A 24,583-nucleotide genomic window follows, 5' to 3' on the forward strand; every position below is an offset into this window, starting at 1 on the left:
GTGGTGGGGATCAGAGGTTGTAGACGGAGTTGATGATCGCGCCCTTGCGGGCGTAGTGGATGATCGCGTCCTGCACGTCGAGCGGGTGCGCCGGGATGACGCCCTCGATCAGGTCCTCCTCGCGGATGCCGTGCAGCGCGAGGCCGAAGCGGCACGCGAAGACGGTGCCGCCCTCGGCGATGTAGGTCTCGATCGAGCCGTTCATGTTGAGCTCGCCCGGGAAGCCCGCGTCACCCGTCGTCGGGAAGCCACGATTGGCCGAGACGGCGAGGGTGCCGGGGCCGTAGAAGTAGATCGCGGTCTCGAAGCCCTTCCGCAGCGCGCGGGTGGCCTGCAGGATCGCGACGAAGCTGACCGACGACTCGTGCGGGATGCCGTGGATCAGGGTGAAGTACGACTGCCCCTCCTCGGCCTGGTAGTCGGGGAAGATCTTGGTCGAGCCGTAGAGGTTCGTGCCCTTGGGCAGCGACGGGTGGGCGATCTCGCCGAGCGAGGCCTCGATGTTGGCGGCGATCTGGTCGTCGATGTCGGTCATCAGTTCTCCTGGGTGTGCTGCGATGGGGCGGGTCGTCGTGCGGGTCGTGCGGTACTGGCGTCGCGCCGTTGCGGGCCAGGGATCGGGGTCGAGGTCACGTGCCGTAGAGCGCCTCGAAGTTGCGGTGGAAGAAGTGGTCGGCGAGCTCGCCGTCGCCCGCGGCGGCCGCGAGGCGCGCGTGCTCCCCGGCGAAGTCGCCCCAGGGGGCGTCGGTCGCGAAGAGGATGCGGTCGTGGCCGATGCCACGCTTCTCGATCTCGCTCACGAGCCACAGCGGGGCGAAGCCGATCGTCCAGCTCGTGTCGGTGTAGACCTGCTTGCCGGCCTCGATCCAGTCGAAGAGCCGGCCGCCGATGAGCTTCATGTGGCCGCTCATGCCGCCGCCGAGGTGGACGAGGTGGATCTTGGTGTCGTCGCCGTACCGGTCGACGAGGTGGCCGATCTGGTCGATGTCGCTCGCGGCGCCCGGTGAGGTGTGCACGTGGACCACCAGGTCGTGCTGGGCGGCCGTCGTGAAGATGCGGTCGATCTGCTCGGCGCAGTCGGGGTCGGTCGGGGAGCCGCCGAGGAGGAAGCTCGTCTTGAGCGCCTTCACCCCGTGCTCGGTGGCCAGCGCCAGGGCACCGTCGTTGCGCTCGGCGTCGGAAGCCTTGGGCGAGACCCAGAGGCCGCAGCTCACGCGGTCGTCCTTCTGGGCCGCCTCGATCGCCAGCGGGTTCAAGTCGAACGCGGCGTCGGGGATCGGCACGCCGTAGTTCGGCAGCACCAGCGCCCGCTCGGTACCCTCCTCGTCGAGGGTCGCGATGAACTCGGCGACGGTCGCCTTGGCGGTGACGTCGGCCTGGATCGGCGGGCCGCCGTAGAACGCGAACTCAGGCAGCCGCCCGATGTGGCGGTGTGCGTCGAGGTGGCCCGTGGTCATGGGTCAAGTCCACGGCCCGGGTGTTGCCGACTGGTTCCATTCGGAACAAGACCGTGTGAGGTCGCGTGTCATCCACGTTTCGCCCCTCTCCCGCCGGGCGGTGTTTGGCACGCCTGACGCCCCGCGGGGGTGGGGTCAGTGGACGCCGCGGTCGCCGGTCCAGTGCTGGGCACGCAGCTCGCGCTTGAGGATCTTGCCCGCGCCGGAGACGGGCAGCGCCTCGACGACCTCGGCACTGCGGGGCAGCTTGTAGTTGGCGATGTGCTCCCGGCAGAACTCGGTCAGCTCCGCCGCCGTCAGGCTCGCGTCCGGCTGAAGCACCACGACCGCGTGCACCCGCTCGCCGTAGGCGTCGTCGGGCACGCCGATCACCGCGCACGCCGCGACCGACGGGTGCTGCGCGACGACGTTCTCGACCTCGACGGAGTACACGTTCTCGCCACCGGTCACGATCATGTCCTTGACCCGGTCGACGATGAACACGTAGCCACGGTCGTCCATGTACGCGCCGTCGCCGGTGTGCATCCAGCCGCCGCGCAGCGCCGTGGCCGTCTCCTCGTCGCGGTTCCAGTAGCCCTGCATCACGCTGTCTCCGCGCACCACCACCTCCCCGACGTCGCCCCGCGGCACCTCGACGTCGAACGCGTCGACGATCCGCACCTCCAGCTCGGCGACGGCTCGGCCAGCCGAGCGCCGCAGCACCGGGTCGTGGTGCTCCTCGGGCAGCAGCAACGTGGCGACGGGCGACAGCTCGGTCATGCCGTACGCCTGGGTGAAGTCGGCGCCGGTGAACACCTTCATGGCCCGCTCCAGCACCGCCTCCGACATCGGCGACGCCCCGTACATGATGCGGCGGACGCCGCTGAGGTCGTGGTCGCCGGTCTCCGGGTGGTCCGCGAGCATCTGGATCATCGTCGGCACCAGCAGGGCGTCGGTCACGTCGTGCTGCTCGACGGCCCGGCAGACGGACGTGGGCTCGAACATCGGCACGATGACGTGGGTCGCCCCGACGAGCTGTCCGAAGTTCCAGGCCGCGACGTCGGCCAGGTGGAACATCGGCGCGGCGTGCAGCAGTCGTCCGCGGCCGATCAGTCGGTGGGTCGTCAGCGAGGCCATGCCGTTGACCATCAGGTTGTCGTGGCTGAGCATGACGCCCTTGGGCGCACCCGTCGTGCCGCCGGTGTAGAAGATGCCGAACAGGTCCTGGCCCCCGGCTCCCGCGTCGGGCGCCGGTTCGTGAGCGGCGAGCAGGTCCTCGAGACCGAGACAGCCCTCGGGCGTCGGGCCGTCGCCGATGTGCACCACGGCCGTCAGCGCCTCGCACTCGTCGCGCAGTCGCGGCACCATCGCCGCGAAGGCGTCGTCCACCAGCAGCACCCGCGCCCCGGCGTCGCGCAGGGCGAAGGAGTTCTCGGGCACCGCCCAGCGGATGTTCAGCGGCACGACCACGGTGCCGCTCCAGGCCGCCGCGAGCAGGGCCTCGTGGTAGCGGTCGGAGTTGAGCGAGAGGATCGCGAAGCGCTCTCCCGGGGTGACACCGAGATCGGTCAGCACGGCCGCGAGGCGGGCCACCTGGTCGACGCTCTCGCCGACGGTGCGGACGCGGTCGTTGTAGATCGTCAGCTTGCGGTCGGGGTCCTGCTGGACGGCGCGGTGCAGGGCAGTCGTGAGGCGCATGGGGTGGCTTCCTGGTCGGGTCTACGTGGGCGTGGTGGCGTGGTGCTGACGGATGAAGTGGTCGCGCGCCCGGTCGAGGTCGCCGGCGAAGGCGAGGTCGACCTGGGTCTGCAGCTCGCGCTCGAGGTGCTCGGCGAATCCCTCACCGGCGATGCTGTGGTCCAGGAGGCGCTTGGTCTCGCGGACACCGGTGGCGGGGTGCTCGGCGATGCGGGCGGCCAGCTGCCGGGCGCGAGCGACCGGATCCGCCACGACCTCGCTGACGTACCCGAGGGCCAGGGCCTCGGCCGCGTCGAGCGACCCGGCGGTGAGGAACAGCTGGCTGGCTCGTGCCGCCCCGATCTGACGCGGGAGGAACCAGGAGAGGCTGAGGTCGCCCGCGCTCATGCCGAGCCGCAGGAACGGGGCGCTGAACACCGCGTCCGGCCCGGCGATGCGCAGGTCGGACGCCGAGGCCAGCGCGAAGCCCGCCCCGACCGCGGGGCCGTTCACGGCCGCCACGACCGGCTGCGGGATGCCGCGCATCAGCAGGATCGCGGCCACCGCGGTGCGCATCATGGCGGTCGCCTCGGACCGGTCGGTGCCGAGGCCCAGCGTGAGATCCATCCCGGAGCAGAAGCCGCGACCGGCGCCGGTCAGCACCACGGCACGGCACTCGGCGTCGTCGCCGATCGCGGCGAGCGCGTCACGCAGGTCGGCCACGAGGCGGCCCGTCACGGCGTTGAGCGTGTCGGCGCGGTCGAGCGTCACGGTCGTGACCGGACCGTCCGCCTCGACGCGCACGGTCACTCGAACCCGCCTCCGCACACGAGCGTCTGGCCGCTCACGTAGTCGGAGTCCGGCGAGCAGAACATCGCGACGGCACCGGCGGCCTCGGCCGGGGTGCCGGCCCGCCCGAGGGGGATGCCCCGTTCGAGCTGCGCGAGGAGCTCGGGGTTCACGCCGACGGCCAGCTCGCGTCCGCCGACGTCGATCGTCGAACCGCCGCCCGCGGGCGCCTCGGTCAGCCGCGTGCGGATCAGGCCGAAGGCCACGCAGTTGACCGTGACGTCGTACCGACCCCACTCCTTGGCCAAGGTCTTGGTCACGCCGATGATCGCGGACTTCGCGGCCGAGTAGTTGACCTGGCCGGTGTTGCCCGACGTGCCGGCGACCGAGGAGATGTTGACGACCTTGCGGGTCACTCGCGGCGCCTCCGCGGCGCGCTCGGCCTTCACGGCCGCCGAGATGACGGGCTGCGCGGCCCGCAGGATGCGGAACGGCGCCTTGAGGTGCACGTCGAGGATGGCGTCGAACTGCTCGTCGGTCATCTTCTGGATGACGCTGTCCCACGTGTAGCCGGCGTTGTTGACGATGATGTCGAGCCCGCCGAACGTGTCGGTGGCCGCGGCGACGAACCCCTCGGCGAAGCCGTCCTCGACGACGCTGCCGACGTGCGCGACCGCCCGCCCGCCGATCGCCTCGATCGCCGCGACGGTCTCCTTCGCCGGCTCGGCGTCGAGGTCGTTGACGACGACAGCGGCGCCGCGCGACGCCAGGGTGAGCGCGATCTCGCGCCCGATGCCGCGTCCCGATCCGGAGACGATCGCGGTCCTGCCCTGCAAGCTGGTCATGACGGCCCTTCGGTGAGGTCGACGACGGCGGTGCCGGTCAACGTGGTGGTGCCGTCCGCGAGCCGGACGGCGAGGTCGAGCGTCGCGAGGCCGTCGGTGACGTCGAGCACCGTGCCGTGGCAGGTGGGGCGCCCCAGCACGGGGGTGATCGCGACGAACCGCACCCCGAGGCTGCGGAGGCGCTCCTGCGGCACCCAGCCGGTCAGGAGTCGGCCCAGGTAGGCCATCGAGAGCATCCCGTGGGCGAACACGTCGTCCAGCCCGGCCGACCGGGCGACGTCCAGGTCGATGTGGATCGGGTTGTGGTCGCCGGAGGCTCCGGCGAAGAGGGCCAGCGTCGTGCGGCTGATCGGGGCGATCTCGAGCGGCGGCAGGGTGGTGCCCGGCACCAGGTCGAGGGTGGGCAGGGCAGTCATGCGGCCACCTCCCGCACGACGATCAGCGAGTCCGCCTCGGCGACCAGCTCGTCGCCGCGCAGGAAGTCGGTGTGCTTGACGACGAAGTCCATGTGCGCGTTCTTCGCGTACGCCTCGGTGATGCGCGACCGGACCGTCACGGTGTCGCCCGCGTGGAGCATCGCGTGGAACGTGAACGACTGCTCGCCGTGCAGCACCCCGCGCAGGTCGACCTCGAGGGCGTCGAGGTAGTCGAAGGGGTCCGGACGCTCGAGGTCGAGCGAGAACACGAACGTCGGCATCGCCACGACGTCCGGGTGCCCGGCGGCCCGGGCGGCGTCGGCGTCGAGGTGCACGGGGTCGGTCTCGCCGACCGCGGCCGCAAAGCTCTTCAGCCGGCCTCGCTCCAGCTCCACGGCGAGGTCGGGGATCGTGACGGCCAGGGCCGCCTCGTGGTCGAGGGCCACGTCAGGCCGCCTTCTCGAACAGGGTCACGACGGCCGCGCCGCCGAGGCCGATGTTGTGGGCCAGGGCGAGCCGTGCGCCCTCCACCTGGCGCGGACCCGCCGTTCCGCGCAGCTGCCAGACGAGCTCGGTGGCCTGCGCCAGCCCGGTAGCGCCGAGCGGGTGCCCCTTCGAGAGCAGGCCGCCGGACGGGTTGGTGACCACACGGCCGCCGTAGGTGTTGTCGCCGTCCATGACGAACTTCTCGCCCGTGCCCTCAGGGGTGAGGCCGAGCGCCTCGTACGACAGCAGCTCGTTGGTGCTGAAGCAGTCGTGCAGCTCGACGACGGCGAGGTCCTCCGGTCCGACCCCGGCGGCCTCGTAGACCTTCGCGGCCGCGGCGGCCGACATGTCGTAGCCGACGATGCGACGCATGTCGTTCGAGTCGAACGTGCTCGGGCCGTCGGTGGTCATGGCCTGGGCCCGGATCACGACGGAGGCGTCGAGCCCGTGCTTCGCTGCGAACTCCGGCGTGCACACGACCGCGGCGGCGGCGCCGCAGGTGGGCGGGCAGCACATGAGCCGGGTCAACGGGTCCGAGATCGCCGGCGAGGCCAACACCTGCTCGACCGTGACCTCGTCGCGGAAGACCGCGTACGGGTTGTTCGCGGCGTGCTGACGGGCCTTGACCGAGATGCGGGCAAACGTCTCGGCGCTCGTGCCGTACAGGTCCATGTGGGCCTTGCCGGCTCCTCCGAACATCTGGGCCGCGAACGGTGCCTCCGTGCGGTCGATCAGGGGCTCCATCGCGTCGTCGAAGCGGACGAACGGCGACGTGCGGTCGGCGAAGCCCATCGACAGGGCGCCGTTGGCCATCTGCTCGAAGCCGAGCGCGAGCGCGCACTCGACCGCTCCGGACTCGACCGCCTGGCGGGCGAGGAACAACGCCGAGGAGCCGGTCGAGCAGTTGTTGTTGACGTTGACGATCGGGATGCCGGTCAGGCCCACGTCGTAGAGCGCGGCCTGGCCCGACGTGGAGTCGCCGTAGACCCAGCCGACGTAGGCCTGCTGCACCGTGGCGTAGTCGACCCCGGCGTCGTCGAGCGCCGCGCGGGCCGCGGTCGCGCCCATCTGCTCGTAGCGCGAGCCCGCGCTCGGCTTCGTGAACGGGACCATGCCGACGCCGGCGACGATGACGGACGAGCTCATGAACGACTCCTCGATGTGGTGTGGGCCACACTCTGTCAGGCTGCTCGATAAATAGTCAAGCCGTACTAGTCATGAATGCTCAGTTGTGGGATATCCTGCAGACGTGCCCAACACTCCCCCGAGCTCCGCCGCCCCCATGCCGGTGCAGCAGCGCGCGTGGGACACGCGGACCCGCATCCTCGAGGCAGCGGTCGCGTGCCTCGCCGAGGAGGGCTACGCGGCGGCCACGACCTCGCGGGTGCAGAGTCGATCAGGGGTCTCGCGGGGCAGCATCCTGCACCAGTTCCCCTCGCGCGACGACCTGCTGATCGCGGCCGTGCAGCACCTGGCGACAGCCCGTACCGCCGACCTCGACGGGCAGCCCGAACGCACCGTCGGCGACGTCGACGCCTCGATCGAGGCACTGTGGGACACGCTCCACGGGCCGCTGTTCGCCGCGACGCTCGAGCTGTGGGTCGCCGCGAAGAACAACCCCGGTCTGGCGGCAGCCCTGGCGCCGCCCGAGCACGACCTCGGCCGCATCATCCGCACGGCCATCGCCGACATGTTCGGGCCCGACCTGGCGGCGCACGAGCGCTTCGGCGACCTCACGTCGCTGCTCCTCACGAGCATGCGCGGCGTGGCCCTGACCTACACCTTCGAGCCCCGCGACCACCGCAGCGACCCGAACCTCGACGTCTGGAAGCGCCTCGCCCGCACGTACCTCCCCTGACCCCCGTGCCGGTTTCCCACGAGACCGCTCGAATCCCGCGTCGGGCGCACGAAACTTCGTGCGCGGGATGCGGGAAACCTGGGTGGACTCACCTTTCCGCGTGGGCTGTGGGTAGCCGTTCGACGAGTGGACGACGGTCGACCATCGTCGGGGCATGCATCCAGACCTCGACAGGCTGCTCGCCGACCGCGGATTCCTGACCCGCCCCGAGGTGCTCGAGCACGGCCTCGACGACCGGGTCCTGACAGCTGCCGTGCGCGACAAGTCCATGCTGCGCATCGGCGCGGGGCTCTACGTCGGTCCGGAGTTCGCGAGTCTTCGGCCCGAGGAGCAGCACGTCATCCGCTGCCATGCGGTCGCCACGCGGTTCGACGGTCGTGTCGCCTTCTCGCACCACTCCGCCGCCGTGCTCCTCGGCGCCTCCGTCTGGGGCACCGACCTCGAGACCGTCCACGTCACTCGGCTCGACAGCGGCCGCGGGCGGCACCAGGCGGGCGTCGCGCATCACGTCGCCGTCATCGAGGATCAGGACCTGCTCGACGTCGACGGACTTCTGACCACGACCGCGCCGCGCGCGGCATGGGACGTCGCGATCCGCGAGACGACGGAGTCGGGTCTCGTGCTGGTCGACTCGATGCTGCACCTCGGGCTGGCCGACCACGACAGCCTCCTGCGTGAAGCACGCGCTCACGCCGACTGGCGTCGTGCCCGTCACGCGAAGCTGACCTTCACCCTCGGCGATGCGGGCGCGGCCTCGGTGGGTGAGTCGCGGTCGCGATACCTCATGCGGGAGTTCCGCCTGCCCAGGCCGGAGCTGCAGGTCCGGATCTACGACCGGGACGGGCGGCTCGTGGGCATCGCCGATTTCGGGTGGCCCGAGCTGCGACACCTCGCCGAGTTCGACGGGATGATGAAGTACGCCAACGGTCGCGACCTGGCCGAGGAGAAGGTGCGGGAGGACGACATCCGCCGTCTTGGTTGGGGGATGACGCGGATGGTCTGGAGCCAGCTCGCCGGCGCACGGCGACGCGCGCTCGCGGCAGAGCTACGAGCCGCCATGGACCAGTCGCGACGCCAGTACGGACATCTCGCCGCCTGAGCACTCATTTCCTGGGTCAACCCACAAATCCCGCGTCGCACACACGAAGTTTCGTGTGCTTGACGCGGGATTCGAGCGGTCTCGTGGGAAACCGCGAGGGGGTCAGAGCTTCGTGCCGGTGCTGCGGAGCTCGGTGCAGGCCTGGACGATGCGGGCGGCCATGCCGGCCTCGGCGGCCTTGCCCCACGCGCGGGGGTCGTACTGCTTCTTGTTGCCGACCTCGCCGTCGACCTTGAGGACGCCGTCGTAGTTCGCCAGCATGTGACCGGCGACCGGGCGGGTGAAGGCGTACTGCGTGTCGGTGTCGACGTTCATCTTCACGACGCCGTAGTCGACCGCCGCCGAGATCTCCTCGGGCAGCGAGCCGGACCCGCCGTGGAACACGAGGTCGAACGGAGCGTCCTTGCCGTACTGGGCGGCGACGGCCTCCTGGGCGGCCTTGAGGATCTCCGGGCGCAGCGTCACGTTGCCCGGCTTGTACACGCCGTGGACGTTGCCGAACGTCAGCGCGGTCAGGTAGCGGCCCTTCTCGCCGACACCCAGCGCGGCGGCCGTGGCCAGCGCGTCCTCGGGGGTCGTGTAGAGGTGCTCGCCCATGCCGCCCTCGACGCCGTCCTCCTCGCCACCGACGATGCCGATCTCGACCTCGAGGATGATCTTCGCCGCGGCGGCGCGGGCCAGGAGGTCCTGCGCGATCTCGAGGTTCTCCTCGAGAGGCACGGCCGAGCCGTCCCACATGTGCGACTGGAAGTACGGCAGGCCGCCGTTCTTCACGCGCTCCTCGGAGGCGGCGATGAGCGGACGCACGAAGCCGTCGAGCTTGTCCTTCGGGCAGTGGTCGGTGTGCAGCGCGACGTTGACCGGGTACTTCTTGGCGACCTCCTGCGCGAAGGCGGCGAAGGCCAGCGAGCCGGAGACCATGTCCTTGACGGTCGGGCCCGACAGGTACTCGGCGCCACCGGTCGAGATCTGGATGATGCCGTCGCTCTCGGCCTCGGCGAACCCGGCCAGGGCCGCGTTCAGGGTCTGCGAGCTGGAGACGTTGATGGCCGGGTAGGCGAAGGACTCGCGCTTGGCCTTGTCGAGCATCTCGGCGTAGATCTCGGGAGTGGCGACGGGCATGGAGGCTCCTGTGTCACGAAGTAAGGGGTCACTGCGGTTCATGGGGTCGGCCGGGGCCGACGCGGGCCAGTATTCCAGCCCGTGGCCCTCAGGCGTCGAGGGCCTTGACCGCCGCACGGGCCGCGACCTGGATCGGGCTCCACACGGAGGCGAACGGCGGCGCGTAGGCGAGGTCGAGCATCACGACGTCGTCGACCGTCATGCCGGCCGTGATCGCGGTGGCCGCGGCGTCGACCCGCAGCCCGGCGTTCTCGGTGCCCACGACCTGCAGACCGAGCATGCGTCGCGAGCCCCGGTCGGCCACCAGCAGCACGGTCATCTCGCCGGACTCGGGCATGTAGCCGGCCCGGTCGCTGGTCTGGATGGTCACCACGACCGGGTCGAAGGCGGCGTCGGTGGCCTGCTTCTCGCCGAGGCCCGTGCGAGAGATCTCGAGCGCGCAGAACTTGGTGATGGCGGTCTGCACGACGCCGGGGAACGTCAGGCGGTTCGGCACCTCGAGCAACGTCGCGACGACGTCGTCGGCGACGACCATGCCCTGCTTGTTCGCGTGCGTGCCGAGCGGCAGGTGGACCGGCAGGTCGGTCGTGCGGTCGCGCGTCTCGACGCAGTCGCCCGCGGCCCAGATGCGGTCGACACCGGCGACCCGCTGGCGGGCGTCGGTGACGATGCCACCCTTGACCCCCGTCGGGAGCCCGGCGTCCGCTGCGAGGTCGGACCTGGCGCGCACGCCGAGGCCCAGCACCACCAGGTCGGCCGGCATGGCCTCGCCGTCGACGACGACTCCGCGCACGTGCCCGTCGTCGTCGAGCTCGAACCCCTCGACGCCGGCTCCGGTGCGCAGCTCGATGCCCCGGCCGCGCATCGCCTCGGCGACCTTCTCACCCAGGCTCGGCTCGATGATGGACAACGGCACCGGCGCCTTCTCGACGACCGTGGTGCTGATGCCGCGGACGACGAAGGCCTCCGCCATCTCGAGCCCGACGTAGCCGCTGCCGACCACCACGACCTGCTGCGGATCGTGCTCGAGCGCGTCGAGCACCCGCTGGCCGTCGTCGATGGACTGCACGCCGAGGATGCCTTCGCCGTCGATGCCGGGCAGGTCGGGCCGCAGCGGCTCGGCACCCGTGGCGATCACGAGCGCGTCGAACGCGATGCGCTCGACCTCGCCGGAGGCCAGGTCCTTCGCCTCGACCTCGCGCGCCTCCAGGTCGATCGAGACCGCCTCGGTGCCCGTGCGGAGGTCGACGCCGTTCTTGCGGTGCTCCTCCGGCGTGCGGGCGACCAGGTCGTCCGGCCCCTCGACCTCGCCCGCGATCCAGTACGGGATGCCGCAGGCGGAGTAGGAGGTCCACTCGCCGCGTTCGAGCACGACGACCTCGTAGGCCTCGGGCAGACGACGACGCAGCGACGCGGCGGCGCTCATGCCGGCCGCGTCACCACCGATCACGAGGACTCGAGCCATGCCGCCGAGCCTAGGGGCAGGTCCTGACAGCCACCCGGCGAGCGCCACCAGCCGTTCATCCGCGATCCCTAGCGTCGCGACGTGACCTCCTCGTCCCGCGACCTGGCCGCCACCGCCGCCTGGGTCATCGCCGCCGTCCTGCTGCTCGCCTATCCCGCCCTACGGCCGTGGGAGGACGAGACGACGCTCGCGGGCGTGGTCGCGTGGGACTCCCCGGCCTGGGTCGTCTCGCACACCGCCGCGATCCTGGGGCTCGTCGCGCTCGTCGCCGCGGCCTCCCTCGACGCCGTGGCCGGACGCCTTCGCACTGCGGTGCCCGTGCTGCTCGCCGCCGGCACAGCGCTCGTCCTGCCCTACTACGGGGCCGAGGCGTACGGCCTGCCGATGATCGGCGAGCTCGCGCGCGAGACGGAGGACGCCTCGCTCGTCGACCTCGGCGACGGCTTCCGGTACGCCCCGGTGCCGGTCACCCTCTTCTCGGTGGGCCTGCTGCTCCTGGCTGTCGCGGGCGTGCTGCTGCTCCTCGGAGCACGCCGGTCGGCGCTGCCGGCCGGCGCGATCCTGCTCGGCATCTGGCTCGTCGCGTTTCTGCCGCAGTTCTTCGGCCCGGCACCCGTGCGCATCGCCCACGGCGTCCTCGCGCTCGCGGCCGGCCTGCTGCTGGCCCTCGCCGTCAGGCGCGGGTCACGCGTCTAGGCGCTTCTCGAACCAGTGCTGGGCGTAGGGATTGTCGTTGTAGCGTGGCACCTCGAGATAGCCCGCGCGCCGGTACATCGCGATCGCGGCCTCCAGCTCGGCGTTGGTGTCGAGCCGCACCACGGGTCGGCCGTGCGCCTGGGCCTCGGACTCCAGGCGTGACAGCAGACGCCCGGCGATGCCAAGTCCGCGTCGCTCGGGGTCGACCCACATGCGCTTGATCTCCGCGATCCCTGGCCCCAGCCACCGCAGCGCGCCGCACCCGACGACGGCTCCCCCTGACCGGGCCACGAGGAACAGGCCCCGCTCCCCCGTGAACTCGACCTCGTCCTGGGCCGCCTGCTCGGGGTCGAAGCCGGTCGAGAACCGCTCGTCGAGCTCACGCAGGTAGGCCGAGACCGCCGCCCTCGCGTCCGCGTGGTCCGGCTCCACCACGTCGACCTGGACGTCGGTCACGGCGTCACCTCCGCGTGCTCGCGGACCCAGGCGTGCATCGCGATCGCGGCCGCCGCACCCACGTTGATCGAGCGGGTCGAGCCGAACTGGCTGATCGAGAGGGTCGAGCCGCAGGCCGCGAGGAGCTCCGGCGAGAGGCCCGGACCCTCCTGGCCCAGCACCAGCGCCACCGACCTGGGCAGCGACGCGCGTTCGATCGGCACCGACCCGGGACCGTTCTCGATCCCGACCAGCGGCACGCCCTCGGCCTCGGCCCACGCGGCGAGGTCCGCGACGTCCGGGTGGTGCCGCACGTGGAGGTAGCGGTCGGTCACCATCGCCCCGCGACGGTTCCAGCGACGCCGGCCGACCACGTGCACCTCCGCGACGTTGAACGCGTTGGCCGTGCGCACGATCGACCCGATGTTGAAGTCGTGCTGCAGGTTCTCGATCACGACGTGCAGCGGCTGCCGGTTCGTGTCGAGGTCGGCGACGATCGCCTCGTGCCGCCAGTAGCGGAACCGATCGACGACGTTGCGACGGTCACCGCCGGCCAGCAGCTCGGGGTCGAGGCGGGGGTCGTCGGGCCAGGCGCCCTCCCACGGGCCGACGCCCACCTCGAGCCGGTCCGGCTCGTCGCTCATGCCCCGTAGGTGCTGCGATACGTGCGGACCGCGTCGAGGTGCTCGGCGTGGCTGCCCGTCTCGGCCAGGTACGCGATGAGCTGGTCGAGGTTCACGATCGCGTCGACCCCGATGCCGAGGTCGCGCTCGACCTCGCCGATCGCCGAGAGCTCGCCCTTCCCGCGCTCCTGACGGTCGACCGCGACCGTCACGCCGACCAGCTCGGCGCCGGCGGCGGCGACGATGTCGGCGACCTCGCGGATCGCGGTGCCGGCGGTGATGACGTCGTCGACGACCAGGACGCGACCCTCCAGCGGGGCGCCCACGATGGTGCCGCCCTCGCCGTGGTCCTTGGCCTCCTTGCGGTTGAAGCACCACGGGACATCGCGCCCGTGGCGCTCCGACAGCTGCACCGCCGTGGCGGCCGCGATGGGGATGCCCTTGTAGGCCGGGCCCAGGAGGACGTCGAACTCGCGGTCGGCCGCGACGATCGCGTCGGCGTAGAACCGGCCGAGCCCGGCCAGCGCGGCGCCCGTGCGGAAGCCGCCCGCGTTGAAGAAGTACGGCGAGGTGCGTCCCGACTTCAGGGTGAACTCGCCGAACGAGAGCACGCCGAGGTCGAGCGCGAACTCGACGAACGCTCGCTGGTAGTCCTCGATGGGAGGCGTCGCGGATTCCGTCACTGCGCGGCGGGAGCGGCCTGGGCCGCGGGCTTCTCCACGACGTCGACCAGGTCGCCGATGACGACCCGTCGGTTGTCGGTGTGGAACATCTCCGCACACGTGATCATCGTCAGGACCGGATCGGTGGGCACGGCACCGCGTGCGTCCGGGTCGGGCACCGGGTACAGCGGCCAGCTGGTCGAGTAGTCGACCTTGATCTCGTCGCCGTTCATGCGGAGCTCGTAGGTGTACAGGTGCGTGCGGGTCTCGATCTCGATCTTGTCGCCCGCGCGCAGGTCCATGATCCGCTTGAAGACGGCACCGCGGCCGCTGCGGTGACCCGCGATCACGAAGTTGCCGACCTCACCCGGTCCGACGCCCTTCTCGTACCAGCCGACGCCGCTCGCGAGGGCCGCGCGGCCCTTGGAGTCGAGCAGGTCGCTGCCCGGGATGATGGGCATCTCGTAGTCGCTGCCCCAGCGCTCGACGCGGAGCAGGCCGATGGCGTTGGAGTCGATGTTGTTCGCCCAGTCCTCGGCGATCTGGTCCTTGACCTCTTCCTGCTTCTGCGCGGCGATGATGTTGGTGCCGTACAGCTCCCAACCGACGTACGCGATGAAGCCCACGCCCGTCAGCACGAGGGCGAGGCCCAGGATCGTCAGCAGACGGCTGCGGCGCCGCGGCTTGCGACGGCGCGGCGGGGGCGAGGACGGCTGCTCAGGAGCCTCGATGACGGCCATGGTGCTGCGATTCTCGCACACGGATCCAGGTCCGGGGGAGCAAAAAGTTTCCTCGGTGACACTCCGACGGCCCGAAGTGGTTGACGAGCAGATGTCCGTTGTGCGTACACTGTGATCAGCCCCGCCGTTTCACCCCCCGAGAACGGCGGGGTCTTTACATGTCCGGGTGCTTTTCTCCCCCGGATCCGGCCTCGGGCGCTCCCCTCGCCTGCCGCCTATGCTCGCGGGCATGGTTCGTCCCAGCACGCGCATCGAGGGCTTCGGCACGACGATCTTCGCCGAGATGAGCGCCCTCGCGGCGCGCACCGGCTCCGTCAACCTCGGGCAAGGCTTCCCCGACACGAGCGGACCGGCCGAGCTGCTCGACCGCGCTCGGGCAGCGATCGCCGCGGGCGACAACCAGTACGCCCCCGGCCTCGGCACCCCCGAGCTCCGCGCGGCGATCGTGCGGCACCAGGCCCGCCACCATGGCATCGAGCTCGACCCCGACACGCAGGTGGTGGTCACGACGGGCGCCACGGAGGCGATCGCCGCGGCCGTGCTGGGGCTCGTGGACGCCGGCGACGAGGTCGTCGTGATCGAGCCGTTCTACGACTCCTACGTCGCCATGGTGCGGATGGCGGGTGCAGTGCCCCGGGCCGTGACGATGCGCGCCCCCGACTTCCGGCTCCCGGTCGAGGAGCTGCGGGAGGTGGTCGGCCCTCGCACCCGGGCGATCATGGTCAACAGCCCGCACAACCCCACCGGAGCCGTCCTGTCGGACGAGGAGCTGACGGCCCTCGCCGACATCGCCGAGCAGCACGACCTCACCGTGATCAGCGACGAGGTGTACGAGCACCTCACCTTCGACGGCGTCGTCCACCGCCCGCTCGCGACCGTGCCCGGTCTCGCGGAGCGCACGCTGACGATCTCGAGCGCCGGCAAGTCGTTCTCGGTCACGGGCTGGAAGGTCGGGTGGGCCACGGGTCCGGCGCACCTCGTCGATGCCGTGATGGCCGCCAAGCAGTGGCTCAGCTACACCTCCGGCACCCCGTTCCAGGGCGCGGTGGCCTGGGCCCTCGACCACGCCGACGACTTCGTGGCCGACCTCGCGGTCCAGCTGCAGGCCCAGCGCGACCGCCTCTGCGACGGGCTCGAGGGCGTCGGGTTCGACGTGATCCGGCCCCAGGCCACCTACTTCGCGACGACCGACATCCGCCCGCTCGGCTTCGACGACGGGCTCGACTTCTGCCGCCGCCTCCCCGAGCTGGCGGGAGTCGTGGCGGTGCCTCACCAGGTGCTGCACCTCGACCCCGGACCGGGTCGACCGTTCGTGCGCTGGGCGTTCTGCAAGCGGCCCGAGGTCATCGACGAGGCCCTGCAGCGCCTGCAGCGACTCGTGCCCGCGTAACCGCCGCGGACCCCGGTCGTTGAACTCTGCAGAACCCCACAGCATCGGAGGACATCGTGGACCAGTGGCTCGGACTCATCGTCTCGACTCTCATCCTGCTCGAGGGCTTCCTGCTCGCCGTCGCGGTCTACCCGCTCATCTTCGAGCGCAAGAGCCGCACGAGCTGACCCTCACCGACCTCACGTAGCAGGACCCCGGCCCTCGGCCGGGGTCCTGCTGCGTTGCGGGGAGGCAACGCAGAAGCCCGGCTCCCAAGGGGAAACCGGGCTTCTGTGTGGAGCCGCCTGTCGGAATCGAACCGACGACCTTCTCATGACGAGTGAGACGCCCTGCCGGGTCGGGCTCAGGCAACGCAGAAGCCCGGCTCCCAAGAGGAAACCGGGCTTCTGTGTGGAGCCGCCTGTCGGAATCGAACCGACGACCTTCTCATTACGAGTGAGACGCTCTGCCGACTGAGCTAAGGCGGCGGAGTCCGCCAGGGATCGCCCGTCGGACCGAGAGCCGATGTTACCCACCTGGAGGCGGCGAGGCGAATCCGGGTCGGGCCTCTCCTAGAATCATCGTGTGAGCGACGACAGCGTGACCGAGGAGCTCGGTCGGATCCGTGCCAGCATCGACAACATCGACGCGGCGCTCGTGCACCTGCTCGCGGAGCGGTTCAAGCACACCCAGCGCGTGGGACGCCTCAAGGCGACCCACGACCTGCCGCCCTCGGACCCCGCGCGGGAGGCCCGCCAGATCGAGCGGCTGCGCGCGCTCGCGCTGGAGGCGGACCTCGATCCGACGTTCGCCGAGACGTTCCTGACCTTCATCATCGACGAGGTCATCCGCCACCACGAGGCCGCCCGCCAGTAGGGCGCCCTCAGCAGTCGGGGTCCTCGTCGGGGACGGTGCCGTCGACCAGGTAGGCGTCGACCGTCTCGGTGATGCACTCGTTGCCCGACTGGTAGGCCGTGTGGCCGTCGCCGTCGCGGGAGATCAGCACGCCCGAGTCGAGGAGGTCGGCCAGCTCGACCGCCTGCTCGTACGGCGTTGCGGGGTCGCGCGTCGTGCCGAGCACCAGGATGGGCGGGGCGCCCTTGGCGGTGAAGTCGACCGGCTCGGCGTCGGACTCGAACGGCCAGGCCGAGCAGCCCGCGGCGCCGAGGCCGAGGGCGCGGCCGAACACGGGCGAGACCTCGGTGAACTGGGCGAGCTCGCCCTCGATCTCCTCGAAGGTCGGCCGCTCGGTCGCGTCGAGGCAGTTGACCGCGGTGATGACCTGACCGATGTTCGAGGCGTACGACCCGTCCGGGCCGCGCTCGAAGTACAGGTCGGACAGCGTCTGCAGGTCCGAGCCGTCGCCCTGCCCGAACGCGGAGGTGAGGGCCCGCGTGAGCTCGGGCCAGAGCGACTCGCTGTAGAGCGGCAGCGCGATGCCGAAGAACGCCTCGCCCTCGGTCAGCGGCCGCTCGTCGTCGCCCGTGGGCATGGGCTGCGCGTCGATCTGCACGAGGAGGTCGGCGAGCTTCTGCTCGCCTGCCGCCGCGTCGGTGCCGAGCGGGCAGTCCGCCTCGCTGACGCAGTCGGCGATGTAGGCCTCGAGCGCGCGCTGGAAGCCGGTGGTCTGCCCGAGCGCGGACTCGACCGGGCCGAGCTCGGGGTTGATGGCGCCGTCGAGCACCATGCGTCCGACCTTCTCGGGGAAGAGCCCGGCGTACGTGGCTCCGAGGTACGTGCCGTACGAGGCGCCGAACCAGTTGAACTTCGTGTCACCGACCAGGGCGCGGGCGATGTCCATGTCGCGGGCGACCTCGACGGTCGAGACGTGGGCGGCGAGCTCGCCGGAGTTCTCCTCGCACGCCTCGGCCATGCCGGTCAGCTGGTCGGCCGCGGCCTGGGTCTCGGCGGGGTCGTCCGGGGTCGGGTCGGTGTCGACGTACGCGTCGAACTGCTCGTCGTCGTAGCACTCCAGCGGCGAGCTGATGCCGACGCCGCGGGGATCGACGCCGACGATCGCGTACTCGTCGAGGACGTCGTCGCCGAGCGCGTACGACATCGAGACGGCGTAGTCGATGGCCGAGCCGCCGGGGCCGCCCGGGTTGACGAACAGGTGCTGCTCGGCGTCCTCGTCGCCGATGACGCGCATCTCGATCTCAGTGGTCTCGCCGTCGGGCTCGGCGTAGTCGATCGGCACCGTGATGGCGGCGCAGCGGTCGTCGCCGCAGTCCTCCCAGTCGAGCTCCTGCGTGTAGAACTCCTCGAGCCCCTCGGGGATGTCGCTCTCGCTCGTGGGCTCCGGGTCGGCGCGTTCGTCGTCGTCTCCCCCGGTGAGCAGCAGCACGCCCGTGACCGTGCCGGCCACGATCAGGGCGAGCACGAGCCCGCCGATGATCCAGAGCTTCTTCATCGTCCGTCCCCCGTTGGTTGACTGCCCGGTGCCCGCGTGCTCGGCACGAATCTCGACATGAGTCGTTCCAGCGCCAGTAGCGGCGCCGCGTTGGCCTCGAGGGCCGACCTGCACTCCACGATCGCATCGATCGCGCCCAGCGTCGTCTCGACGGTCCACAGCCGGGCCTGGTCGGAGATCGCCTCGGCGACGTCGGCGTTGACCAGCCCGGCCCGGGCGGAGGCCGCGCCGAGCTGCAGGGCGACGACGTCGCGGCAGAACGACAGGAGGTCGAGCAGCACGCCGTCGATGGCGTCGCGGGCGAGCCGCTTGCGCCGGCGCTCCTGCTCCTTCGTGAGGCTCGACAGGGCACCCGCGTAGCCGGCCGGACGCTTGCCCCGGTCCTCCACGCCCCACGAGGCCTTGAGGTCCTCGAGCTCGCGCACGTCGGCGACGTCGCAGAACGCGGCCGCGCGGGCCGTGGCCTCGGTGTCGACCTGGGTGGCCGCGACGAGCGCGTCGCCCAGGTGGCCGACCCGCTGCGGGATCGAGAGGATCTGGCGCCGGCGCTCGCGGGAGTCGGGATCGCGAGCCAGGCCACGGGCCCGACCGATGTGCCCCTGCGAGGCCGCGGCCACCGCGGCCGCCAGCTGCGGCTCGACGCCGTCGCGACGCACGAGCAGCTCGGCGATGGCAGCCGGCGGAGGCGTGCGCAGCACGACCGAGCGGCAGCGCGAGCGGATCGTGACGATGACGTCCTCGGCCGCCGGCGCGCAGAGCATCCAGATGGTCTGGCGCGACGGCTCCTCGAGCGACTTGAGCAGCGCGTTGGCCGCCTGGTCGGTCAGGCGGTCGGCGTCCTCGACGACGAGCACCTGCCAGCGGCCGACCGAGGGGTGCAGGGCCGAGCGACGCACGGCGTCACGGGCCAGGTCGACACCGATGGAGAGACCGTCGGTGCGCACGACCTGCACGTCGGGGTGCGACCCGGCAGCCGCCATGCGGCACGACTCGCACTCGCCGCACCCACCCGTGTCGCACTGCATCGCCGCCGCGAACGCCAGGGCCGCGGTCGAGCGACCCGAGCCGGGCGGGCCCGTGAACAGCCAGGCGTGCGTGGACCCGCGCGGATCGGCGACCACGCCGCGCAGCACCTCCACCACCGGCTCCTGGCCCACCAGCTCGTCCCAGACGGTCATGGCAGGAGCTCGCTGAGACGTGTGCGGATCTCGGTGTGCACGACGGACGGGTCGCGGTCGGCGTCGACGACGAGGTACTCGTCGGGCCGGGCGGCCGCGAGGTCGAGGAAGTGCTGGCGGACGCGACGGTGGAACTCCAGCGGCTCGGACTCGATGCGGTCGTGGCCGTCGCCGGCGCGCCCCGCCCGTACCAGGCCGACCTCAGGGTCGACGTCGAGCACGACGGTCAGGTGGGGGCGCAGCTCGTTCGTGGCCCAGCCGGCCACCCGAGCCAGCTCGTCGGCGTCGATCGCGCGTCCGGCGCCCTGGTAGGCGAGCGTGGAGTCGACGTAGCGGTCGCACACGACGACCTCGCCCCGCGCGAGCGCCGGCTGGATGACGGTCGCGACGTGCTCGGCCTTGTCGGCGGCGTAGACGAGCGACTCCGTGCGGGGGTCGAGGGCACCCGTCGCCGGGTCGAGCAGGATCTCGCGCAGCCTCGCGCCCACCGGCGTGCCACCGGGCTGGCGGGTGCGCAGGACCGTGTGCCCGTTCGCCTGCAGCCACTCGACCACGAGCGCGGTCTGCGTGGACTTGCCGCCGCCCTCGCCGCCCTCGAGCACGAGGAAGAAGCCGGTGCCGGGGTCAGAGGCCATGCGGGGAGCCTAGTCCGTCGTACCGACGTCAGACCGACACGACCTCGAGGGTCAGTCCGAGCCGGCTCGCCGTGGTCTCGGCAGCGGTCAGGTCGAGCGCCTGGGCGCCCGGCACCGAGACGCGCAGCCGCGGCTGGGCCTGGTGGACCTGCCGGGTCGCGTCGTAGCCCGCGACCACGGTGACCGTGCCCAGCGCGTCGAGCACCTCGCGCGCGTCGACGAGCCAGTCGCAGTCGTCGGCGTCGTTGAACGTGACGGCGCTGGCCTCCCCCGTCGGGAGCACCCCGGAGACCGAGAAGGTCTCGACCAGGTCGGCGAGCTGCTCGTCGGAGCAGACCTCGCCGGCGATCGTCAGCGCGTCGGCCTGGGTCGTGAGGGTCGTCCGGCCGCTGAAGGCCTCGACCGAGGTCTCGCCCGAGCCGAGGGCCGCGAGGGCCCGTGCCCGGTCGAGACGGTCGGCGATGTCGTCGCGGAGCCCGTCGTCGTCGGGGGCGGGAGCGCGCACCCGGAAGGCGAACTGGGTGCGGGCCGGACCGCCGTCGGCGTTCTCGGCCTCGACGTCGACCTGCAGGCTGTAGGCGATCTGGTTGTCGACCTCCTGGGCCGTGATCTCCCAGACCTCCTCGACGATCTCGGAGTCGTTCAGGTCGTCCGCGAGCGTCACCGAGACGCTGGCCGTGCCCGACCAGGGCAGGTTGTTCGAGGCCGAGATCGACGAGTCCACGACGTTCTCGCGGTCGTCGAGCAGACGCTGGAACTCACCCGCGAACGCCGTGCCCTTGTTGACCGCGCCGCAGCCGGCCACGGCCGCGACGAGGAGCGCCACGACGACCAGCGCCACCGTCCTCCTCATGGCCACGACCCTAGGCGAGGCGCCCGCTCGTCATGGATCACTGCATCACCGTGACGGTGACGCCACGTCCCGCGGCCAGCTGCTGCAGGGCCGTGACGTCCGGGACGGCCCCGTCGGCGAAGGTCAGGTACAGCTGCGTCTCGCCGGCGGGGATCCTCAGGTCGGCGGAGTACGTCACGACGGGCGCGAGGGCGCGCGACGCGTCGAGGACCTCGCTGACCGCACCGGCCCACTGGCAGGCCACGATCTGCGAGACGTCCACCGAGGAGGACCTGCCGTCGGCGTCGGTCGGCCCCTCGATCGTCACGTCCGCATAGGCGCCGCCGACGAGGCGCGGGTCTCCGCAGACCCCGACCGCCATCGCGACCGGGTCGCCCCCGGTCTGCACCGCCGGGCCGTTGCGGTCGGTGCTGACCACCGCTGGTCCTTGGCTGTGCTCCACGAGGGCGACGGCCGCCTCCTGCTCGCGCAGCACCTGCGCAGGGGTGTAGTCGAGCACGCGGCCGTCCTTGGCGGTGACCACGAGGTAGAGCTCGGTGGTCGCGGGCGATCCGTCGCCGGTGAGCGCCGAGGTCTGCACCCGGAGCTCGTACGTCACCTCGCCGGAGACCTGGAACGCGGTGATCTCCGAGACCTCGTCGGCGACCTGCTCGGCGGTGAGCCCCTCGGTCATCCCGATCGTCACGAGGACGTCGACCTGTCGATTCGGGTCGCGCTCCAGCTCGACCGACACCTCCTCGACCGCGTCGCGGCCCTCCAGGTAGGTCTCGAGCTCCGCGGCGGGGTCGAAGCGCCCCGACGTGTCGTCGGCGTCACCCTCGTCGCCGCCGCCGGAGCAGGCGGTCGCCGCGAGCAGCACCAGTCCGATCACCAGTGTCCGGACGTGGTGGCGTGCGGTGCGTCCAGTGACGCTCATGAGTCTCCCTCGATCGTCAGTGCGACGGTGCCTCGTTCGGCGAACGTCTCGAGTGCTGCCAGCTGCGCCGACGTCGGGTCGGCAAGCGTCAGGGTGATCTCCGGCTGCTCGGAGTGCGGGTTCACCACGGTGAAGGACTCGACCGCGGCTTCCTGGCCGGCCACGTTGATGAAGGCGGGCACCCCGGGCGAGATGTCGCACTCGGAGCCGTCTCTCATCGTCACGCTCCCGTGTCCGCTGTGGTGGGTGGGACCGCTGACCGTCAGGTCGTCGACGCGGGACGTCACGTCGTCGGAGAGGTAGCAGATCTCCCGCGCCAGGTAGAGCGGGTCGCCGCCGCTCTCGTACTGTGTGCCGGCCGACGTCGCCGTCATGGTCGTCTCCCCGGCCCCCAGGCCGACGAGCGCCCGCGCCAGGTCGAGCTCGAGCAGGATCTCCTCACGGGGCGCGTCACCGTCCGGGGCGGGCTCGGTGACCTCGAGGTGGAACGCCGCGAGGGCGGGCGTGCCGTCACCGGCCGCGGCCGCCACTCGCACCTGCAGCCCGTAGGGCACCTGCGCGTCGAGCTCGTGGTGCGTGACCGCCCAGACCTCCTCGACGACGTCGATCTCGCTCAGGTCGGCGGCGAGAGTGATCGTGACGAGCACCTCGTCCTGCCCGGACACCTCGACCTCGGTGATCGCTTCCCGCTCCTGCAGGTACGACGTCATCTGCTCCGCGAACGCCTCGACGTCGCGGCCCGAGCCGCACCCGGCGAGGGTCGCCGCGACCAGCGCCGTCGCAAGCATCCCGATCACCCTCCGCATGCCCTGACCCTAGGTGGCGGCTGTGAGGCGGGCGATGGGGATCGGTCCCCTCGGCTCAGCGCTGCACCGCATCGATCTCCGCGAGCAGCGCGGCCTTCGCCGCGTCGCCCTGGAATGAGAAGCGCACGGACTGACGGACGAGCTCGACCAGACCTGTGGCGTCCAGCTGCAGCAGGTCGGCCGCGACCTCGTACTCCTGCAGGAGCGTCGTGGAGAACATGGGCGGGTCGTCGGAGGCGATCGTCACGGGAACGCCGGCGGCCACGAGCTGCGGGAGCGGGTGCTCGGCCAGGTCAGCGACGGCGCCGGTGCGGACGTTGGAGGTCGGGCACACCTCGAGCGCGATCTGGCGATCGGCGAGGTGGGCCATCAGTCGCTCGTCCTGGGCTGCGGCGATGCCGTGGCCGATGCGCTCGGCACCGAGGTGCTCGAGGGCGTCCCAGACCGTCTGCGGACCCGTGGTCTCGCCGGCGTGCGGCACGCTGTGCAGGCCGGCGGCCCTCGCGGCCGCGAAGTGGGGCGCGAACTGGGGGCGGGGCACCCCGACCTCGGGCCCGCCGAGGCCGAATCCCACGAGCCCGTCCGGGCGCTGCGTCAGGGCGATCTCCAGCGTCGCGTCGGCGGCGGGCAGCCCGGACTCGCCGGGGATGTCGAAGATCCAGCGCAGCTCGGTGCCGTGGTCGCGCGCGACCCGGTGGCGGGCGTCCTCGATCGCCTCGCAGAACGCCTCGGCCGCGATGCCGCGGATCACCGACGTGTAGGGGGTGACGGTGAGCTCGGCGTACCGGACGTTCTGGCGGGCCAGGTCGGCGCCGATGTCGTACGTCAGCGTCGCGACGTCGTCGGGGTCGCGGATCAGGTCGACGACCGAGAGATAGACCTCGATGAAGTGGGCGAAGTCGGTGAACGTGAAGTAGTCCGCGAGCAGCACCGGGTCGGCGGGGACGGGGCTGGAGCCCGCGTGGCGCGCGGCGAGCCGGGCGACCGTCTCGGGGCTCGCGGACCCCACGTGGTGCACGTGCAGCTCGGCCTTCGGCAGGGCGGCGATCAGGTCGGTCAGCGGGGACGTCTGGGGTGCCATGGTGGCCTCCTCGGGATCGGAGGCGCCCTTGCGTCGTGCGGGCCGGCGAGCGTGGCGGGCCGAGCCCGTCGCAGCGCCTCTCGCCGACCGTGCCGGTCACGCTACGTCAGGCACGGCGTGCGCGTCGAGGGTCAGGTCGGCGCGTCGGCGACCCGGGCCAGGATCGTGTCGGCGGCCGCGTCCGGGGCCTCGGTGGGGATCCAGTGGCTCACGCCCGGCAGCACGACGAGCTCGTAGGGGGCGTCGACGAAACGGGCGCTGCCCTCGACGGACGCGCGGCCGACGTAGAGGTCGCGGTCGCTCCACAGCATCGTCGTGGGGACGCTCACGCGGGTCTCGCCCTTCCGGTCCACGAAGGGCATGGCGCGGTACCAGGCGATCCCGCCGGGCAGTGCGCCGTGCTGCACGATGTCGCGCCGGAAGCGGGCGATCGCGGTGTCGTCCATGCCGCCGGCGCGCATCCAGCGCTCGACCGGCCCGCCCTGCCGGCTGGCCAGGAGCTCGGGGAGGAACGGGATCTGGAACGCGAGCATGTACCAGGACTTCAGGCCCTGCGTGGTGCGGGTGAGCGCGTGCAGGAACGAGGCGGGGTGCGGCACGGACAGCGCCGTGAGCGTGCGGACGAGGTCGGGTCGGGCGATCGCGAGCGACCACGCGACCATCGCGCCCCAGTCGTGGCCGACCACGTGGGCGCGCCCGCCGGCTCGCTCGACCAGCGTGGCGACGTCACCGACGAGCAGGTCGACGCGGTACGCGCGGCGGCCCTTCGGGCGGGCTCCCGGCGAGTAGCCGCGCTGGTCCGGCGCGAGGGTGCGGTAGCCCTCGGCGTGCAGCCGCGCGGCCACCTGCTCCCACGACGAGGCGCGCTCGGGGAAGCCGTGCAGCAGCACCACCACGTCACCCTCGAGCGGCCCGGAGTCGACGACGTCGAAGGTCAGGCCGTCGTTGACGTAGCTCGTGATGCGGTCGGTCATACCGAGAGTATG

The 24,583-nt window shown here is 71.6% G+C and carries 27 protein-coding genes and 2 tRNA genes; 5 read left to right on the forward strand and 24 right to left on the reverse strand.

Annotation, left to right across the window (positions count from 1 at the left end; translation table 11 throughout):
* Positions 1-10: 10 nt before the first annotated feature.
* The 8 genes from LO931_RS04930 to LO931_RS04965 form a co-directional block, all read right to left on the reverse strand.
* Positions 11-535 (reverse strand): MSMEG_0572/Sll0783 family nitrogen starvation response protein, encoded by a 525-nt coding sequence (locus tag LO931_RS04930; protein WP_229052169.1) that lies wholly within the window; start codon positions 533-535, stop codon positions 11-13.
* 94 nt (positions 536-629) lie between these two features.
* On the reverse strand, positions 630-1,457 hold the full coding sequence (locus LO931_RS04935) for an amidohydrolase family protein (protein ID WP_229052170.1): 828 nt from the start codon (positions 1,455-1,457) through the stop codon (positions 630-632).
* Positions 1,458-1,592: 135 nt separating this feature from the next.
* Complete coding sequence (locus LO931_RS04940; RefSeq protein ID WP_229052171.1) at positions 1,593-3,134, reverse strand: long-chain-fatty-acid--CoA ligase; 1,542 nt, start codon at positions 3,132-3,134, stop codon at positions 1,593-1,595.
* A 21-nt stretch (positions 3,135-3,155) separates the two neighbouring features.
* On the reverse strand, positions 3,156-3,923 hold the full coding sequence (locus tag LO931_RS04945; protein WP_229052172.1) for an enoyl-CoA hydratase/isomerase family protein: 768 nt from the start codon (positions 3,921-3,923) through the stop codon (positions 3,156-3,158).
* A complete protein-coding gene (locus LO931_RS04950) occupies positions 3,920-4,747 on the reverse strand; it encodes an SDR family NAD(P)-dependent oxidoreductase (protein WP_229052173.1) in 828 nt (275 codons plus the stop codon). Before LO931_RS04950 ends, LO931_RS04945 begins: the two co-directional genes overlap by 4 nt.
* Positions 4,744-5,163 carry a MaoC/PaaZ C-terminal domain-containing protein gene (locus LO931_RS04955; protein ID WP_229052174.1) on the reverse strand — a complete coding sequence of 140 codons (420 nt, stop codon included), beginning with the start codon at positions 5,161-5,163 and terminating at the stop codon, positions 4,744-4,746. The genes LO931_RS04950 and LO931_RS04955 overlap by 4 nt, the downstream gene beginning before the upstream one ends.
* Positions 5,160-5,609: a MaoC family dehydratase N-terminal domain-containing protein gene (locus LO931_RS04960; RefSeq protein ID WP_229052175.1), complete on the reverse strand. Its 450-nt coding sequence runs from the start codon at positions 5,607-5,609 to the stop codon at positions 5,160-5,162. The genes LO931_RS04955 and LO931_RS04960 overlap by 4 nt, the downstream gene beginning before the upstream one ends.
* 1 nt (position 5,610) lies before the next feature.
* Positions 5,611-6,795, reverse strand: a complete 1,185-nt coding sequence (locus LO931_RS04965) for a lipid-transfer protein (RefSeq protein ID WP_229052176.1) — start codon at positions 6,793-6,795, stop codon at positions 5,611-5,613.
* A gap of 103 nt (positions 6,796-6,898) precedes the next feature.
* On the opposite strand from LO931_RS04965, the gene LO931_RS04970 reads away from it, so the two are divergent.
* Together LO931_RS04970 and LO931_RS04975 are read left to right on the forward strand one after the other, a co-directional pair.
* Positions 6,899-7,507 carry a TetR/AcrR family transcriptional regulator gene (locus LO931_RS04970; RefSeq protein ID WP_229052177.1) on the forward strand — a complete coding sequence of 203 codons (609 nt, stop codon included), beginning with the start codon at positions 6,899-6,901 and terminating at the stop codon, positions 7,505-7,507.
* Between the two features lie 154 nt (positions 7,508-7,661).
* Complete coding sequence (locus LO931_RS04975) at positions 7,662-8,606, forward strand: hypothetical protein (protein ID WP_229052178.1); 945 nt, start codon at positions 7,662-7,664, stop codon at positions 8,604-8,606.
* A 102-nt stretch (positions 8,607-8,708) separates the two neighbouring features.
* Here the strand turns inward: LO931_RS04975 and fbaA are convergent, their stop codons facing one another.
* Both fbaA and LO931_RS04985 read right to left on the reverse strand, forming a co-directional pair.
* On the reverse strand, positions 8,709-9,728 hold the full coding sequence (gene fbaA / locus LO931_RS04980; RefSeq protein WP_229052179.1) for a class II fructose-bisphosphate aldolase: 1,020 nt from the start codon (positions 9,726-9,728) through the stop codon (positions 8,709-8,711).
* 88 nt (positions 9,729-9,816) lie between these two features.
* Positions 9,817-11,193, reverse strand: a complete 1,377-nt coding sequence (locus LO931_RS04985; protein WP_229052180.1) for an FAD-dependent oxidoreductase — start codon at positions 11,191-11,193, stop codon at positions 9,817-9,819.
* Positions 11,194-11,274: 81 nt separating this feature from the next.
* On the opposite strand from LO931_RS04985, the gene LO931_RS04990 reads away from it, so the two are divergent.
* Positions 11,275-11,889 (forward strand): hypothetical protein, encoded by a 615-nt coding sequence (locus LO931_RS04990; RefSeq protein WP_229052181.1) that lies wholly within the window; start codon positions 11,275-11,277, stop codon positions 11,887-11,889.
* Here LO931_RS04990 and LO931_RS04995 read toward each other — a convergent pair.
* From LO931_RS04995 to LO931_RS05010, 4 genes are read right to left on the reverse strand one after another with little or no spacing between them, the layout of a single operon-like run.
* Positions 11,878-12,345, reverse strand: coding sequence for a GNAT family N-acetyltransferase (locus tag LO931_RS04995; RefSeq protein WP_229052182.1), 468 nt, complete (start codon positions 12,343-12,345; stop codon positions 11,878-11,880). The two genes, LO931_RS04990 and LO931_RS04995, sit on opposite strands and share 12 nt — an antisense overlap.
* Positions 12,342-12,968, reverse strand: coding sequence for an RNA methyltransferase (locus LO931_RS05000; protein WP_229052183.1), 627 nt, complete (start codon positions 12,966-12,968; stop codon positions 12,342-12,344). The genes LO931_RS04995 and LO931_RS05000 overlap by 4 nt, the downstream gene beginning before the upstream one ends.
* A complete protein-coding gene (pyrE, locus tag LO931_RS05005) occupies positions 12,965-13,606 on the reverse strand; it encodes an orotate phosphoribosyltransferase (RefSeq protein WP_304523503.1) in 642 nt (213 codons plus the stop codon). The genes LO931_RS05000 and pyrE overlap by 4 nt, the downstream gene beginning before the upstream one ends.
* 20 nt (positions 13,607-13,626) lie before the next feature.
* Positions 13,627-14,349, reverse strand: coding sequence for a sortase domain-bontaining protein (locus tag LO931_RS05010; protein ID WP_229052185.1), 723 nt, complete (start codon positions 14,347-14,349; stop codon positions 13,627-13,629).
* A 229-nt stretch (positions 14,350-14,578) separates the two neighbouring features.
* Here LO931_RS05010 and LO931_RS05015 point away from each other — a divergent pair, with 229 nt between their 5' ends.
* On the forward strand, positions 14,579-15,739 hold the full coding sequence (locus LO931_RS05015) for a pyridoxal phosphate-dependent aminotransferase (RefSeq protein WP_229052186.1): 1,161 nt from the start codon (positions 14,579-14,581) through the stop codon (positions 15,737-15,739).
* 275 nt (positions 15,740-16,014) lie between these two features.
* Here the strand turns inward: LO931_RS05015 and LO931_RS05020 are convergent.
* Together LO931_RS05020 and LO931_RS05025 are read right to left on the reverse strand one after the other, a co-directional pair.
* Positions 16,015-16,091, reverse strand: a tRNA-Thr gene (locus tag LO931_RS05020).
* Between the two features lie 39 nt (positions 16,092-16,130).
* Positions 16,131-16,206, reverse strand: a tRNA-Thr gene (locus tag LO931_RS05025).
* Between the two features lie 112 nt (positions 16,207-16,318).
* Here LO931_RS05025 and LO931_RS05030 point away from each other — a divergent pair.
* Positions 16,319-16,594: a chorismate mutase gene (locus tag LO931_RS05030; RefSeq protein WP_370636093.1), complete on the forward strand. Its 276-nt coding sequence runs from the start codon at positions 16,319-16,321 to the stop codon at positions 16,592-16,594.
* 7 nt (positions 16,595-16,601) lie between these two features.
* Here the strand turns inward: LO931_RS05030 and LO931_RS05035 are convergent, their stop codons facing one another.
* From LO931_RS05035 to LO931_RS05070, 8 genes are all read right to left on the reverse strand, one after another.
* On the reverse strand, positions 16,602-18,128 hold the full coding sequence (locus LO931_RS05035) for an alpha/beta hydrolase (RefSeq protein ID WP_229052188.1): 1,527 nt from the start codon (positions 18,126-18,128) through the stop codon (positions 16,602-16,604).
* The gene (locus LO931_RS05040; protein WP_229052189.1) at positions 18,125-19,306 is read right to left on the reverse strand and encodes a DNA polymerase III subunit delta'; all 1,182 of its coding nucleotides are present in this window, start codon (positions 19,304-19,306) and stop codon (positions 18,125-18,127) included. Before LO931_RS05040 ends, LO931_RS05035 begins: the two co-directional genes overlap by 4 nt.
* The gene (gene tmk / locus LO931_RS05045) at positions 19,303-19,941 is read right to left on the reverse strand and encodes a dTMP kinase (protein WP_229052190.1); all 639 of its coding nucleotides are present in this window, start codon (positions 19,939-19,941) and stop codon (positions 19,303-19,305) included. Before tmk ends, LO931_RS05040 begins: the two co-directional genes overlap by 4 nt.
* Positions 19,942-19,969: 28 nt before the next feature.
* Positions 19,970-20,794 carry a hypothetical protein gene (locus tag LO931_RS05050; RefSeq protein ID WP_229052191.1) on the reverse strand — a complete coding sequence of 275 codons (825 nt, stop codon included), beginning with the start codon at positions 20,792-20,794 and terminating at the stop codon, positions 19,970-19,972.
* A gap of 37 nt (positions 20,795-20,831) precedes the next feature.
* Positions 20,832-21,710, reverse strand: coding sequence for a hypothetical protein (locus LO931_RS05055; protein WP_229052192.1), 879 nt, complete (start codon positions 21,708-21,710; stop codon positions 20,832-20,834).
* A complete protein-coding gene (locus tag LO931_RS05060) occupies positions 21,707-22,516 on the reverse strand; it encodes a hypothetical protein (protein WP_229052193.1) in 810 nt (269 codons plus the stop codon). The genes LO931_RS05055 and LO931_RS05060 overlap by 4 nt, the downstream gene beginning before the upstream one ends.
* Before the next feature lie 55 nt (positions 22,517-22,571).
* Entirely contained in the window at positions 22,572-23,597 is a 1,026-nt protein-coding gene (locus tag LO931_RS05065; protein ID WP_229052194.1) for an adenosine deaminase, read from the reverse strand.
* A 131-nt stretch (positions 23,598-23,728) separates the two neighbouring features.
* Positions 23,729-24,571 (reverse strand): alpha/beta fold hydrolase, encoded by an 843-nt coding sequence (locus tag LO931_RS05070; RefSeq protein WP_229052195.1) that lies wholly within the window; start codon positions 24,569-24,571, stop codon positions 23,729-23,731.
* Positions 24,572-24,583 lie beyond the last annotated feature (12 nt).

Origin of the sequence: Aeromicrobium sp. Leaf350 (assembly GCF_916858655.1) — a bacterium.
Taxonomy (GTDB): domain Bacteria; phylum Actinomycetota; class Actinomycetes; order Propionibacteriales; family Nocardioidaceae; genus Aeromicrobium.

What these genes read in the sequence shown, in the direction of transcription:
- LO931_RS04930 (WP_229052169.1), bottom strand. Translation starts at nt 535, where the DNA reads ATGACCGACATCGACGACCAGATCGCCGCCAACATCGAGGCCTCGCTC.
- LO931_RS04935 (WP_229052170.1), bottom strand. Translation starts at nt 1,457, where the DNA reads ATGACCACGGGCCACCTCGACGCACACCGCCACATCGGGCGGCTGCCT.
- LO931_RS04940 (WP_229052171.1), bottom strand. Translation starts at nt 3,134, where the DNA reads ATGCGCCTCACGACTGCCCTGCACCGCGCCGTCCAGCAGGACCCCGAC.
- LO931_RS04950 (WP_229052173.1), bottom strand. Translation starts at nt 4,747, where the DNA reads ATGACCAGCTTGCAGGGCAGGACCGCGATCGTCTCCGGATCGGGACGC.
- LO931_RS04955 (WP_229052174.1), bottom strand. Translation starts at nt 5,163, where the DNA reads ATGACTGCCCTGCCCACCCTCGACCTGGTGCCGGGCACCACCCTGCCG.
- LO931_RS04965 (WP_229052176.1), bottom strand. Translation starts at nt 6,795, where the DNA reads ATGAGCTCGTCCGTCATCGTCGCCGGCGTCGGCATGGTCCCGTTCACG.
- LO931_RS04975 (WP_229052178.1), top strand. Translation starts at nt 7,662, where the DNA reads ATGCATCCAGACCTCGACAGGCTGCTCGCCGACCGCGGATTCCTGACC.
- fbaA (WP_229052179.1), bottom strand. Translation starts at nt 9,728, where the DNA reads ATGCCCGTCGCCACTCCCGAGATCTACGCCGAGATGCTCGACAAGGCC.
- LO931_RS04985 (WP_229052180.1), bottom strand. Translation starts at nt 11,193, where the DNA reads ATGGCTCGAGTCCTCGTGATCGGTGGTGACGCGGCCGGCATGAGCGCC.
- LO931_RS05000 (WP_229052183.1), bottom strand. Translation starts at nt 12,968, where the DNA reads ATGAGCGACGAGCCGGACCGGCTCGAGGTGGGCGTCGGCCCGTGGGAG.
- LO931_RS05010 (WP_229052185.1), bottom strand. Translation starts at nt 14,349, where the DNA reads ATGGCCGTCATCGAGGCTCCTGAGCAGCCGTCCTCGCCCCCGCCGCGC.
- LO931_RS05015 (WP_229052186.1), top strand. Translation starts at nt 14,579, where the DNA reads ATGGTTCGTCCCAGCACGCGCATCGAGGGCTTCGGCACGACGATCTTC.
- LO931_RS05035 (WP_229052188.1), bottom strand. Translation starts at nt 18,128, where the DNA reads ATGAAGAAGCTCTGGATCATCGGCGGGCTCGTGCTCGCCCTGATCGTG.
- LO931_RS05040 (WP_229052189.1), bottom strand. Translation starts at nt 19,306, where the DNA reads ATGACCGTCTGGGACGAGCTGGTGGGCCAGGAGCCGGTGGTGGAGGTG.
- tmk (WP_229052190.1), bottom strand. Translation starts at nt 19,941, where the DNA reads ATGGCCTCTGACCCCGGCACCGGCTTCTTCCTCGTGCTCGAGGGCGGC.
- LO931_RS05050 (WP_229052191.1), bottom strand. Translation starts at nt 20,794, where the DNA reads ATGAGGAGGACGGTGGCGCTGGTCGTCGTGGCGCTCCTCGTCGCGGCC.
- LO931_RS05055 (WP_229052192.1), bottom strand. Translation starts at nt 21,710, where the DNA reads ATGAGCGTCACTGGACGCACCGCACGCCACCACGTCCGGACACTGGTG.
- LO931_RS05060 (WP_229052193.1), bottom strand. Translation starts at nt 22,516, where the DNA reads ATGCGGAGGGTGATCGGGATGCTTGCGACGGCGCTGGTCGCGGCGACC.
- LO931_RS05065 (WP_229052194.1), bottom strand. Translation starts at nt 23,597, where the DNA reads ATGGCACCCCAGACGTCCCCGCTGACCGACCTGATCGCCGCCCTGCCG.
- LO931_RS05070 (WP_229052195.1), bottom strand. Translation starts at nt 24,571, where the DNA reads ATGACCGACCGCATCACGAGCTACGTCAACGACGGCCTGACCTTCGAC.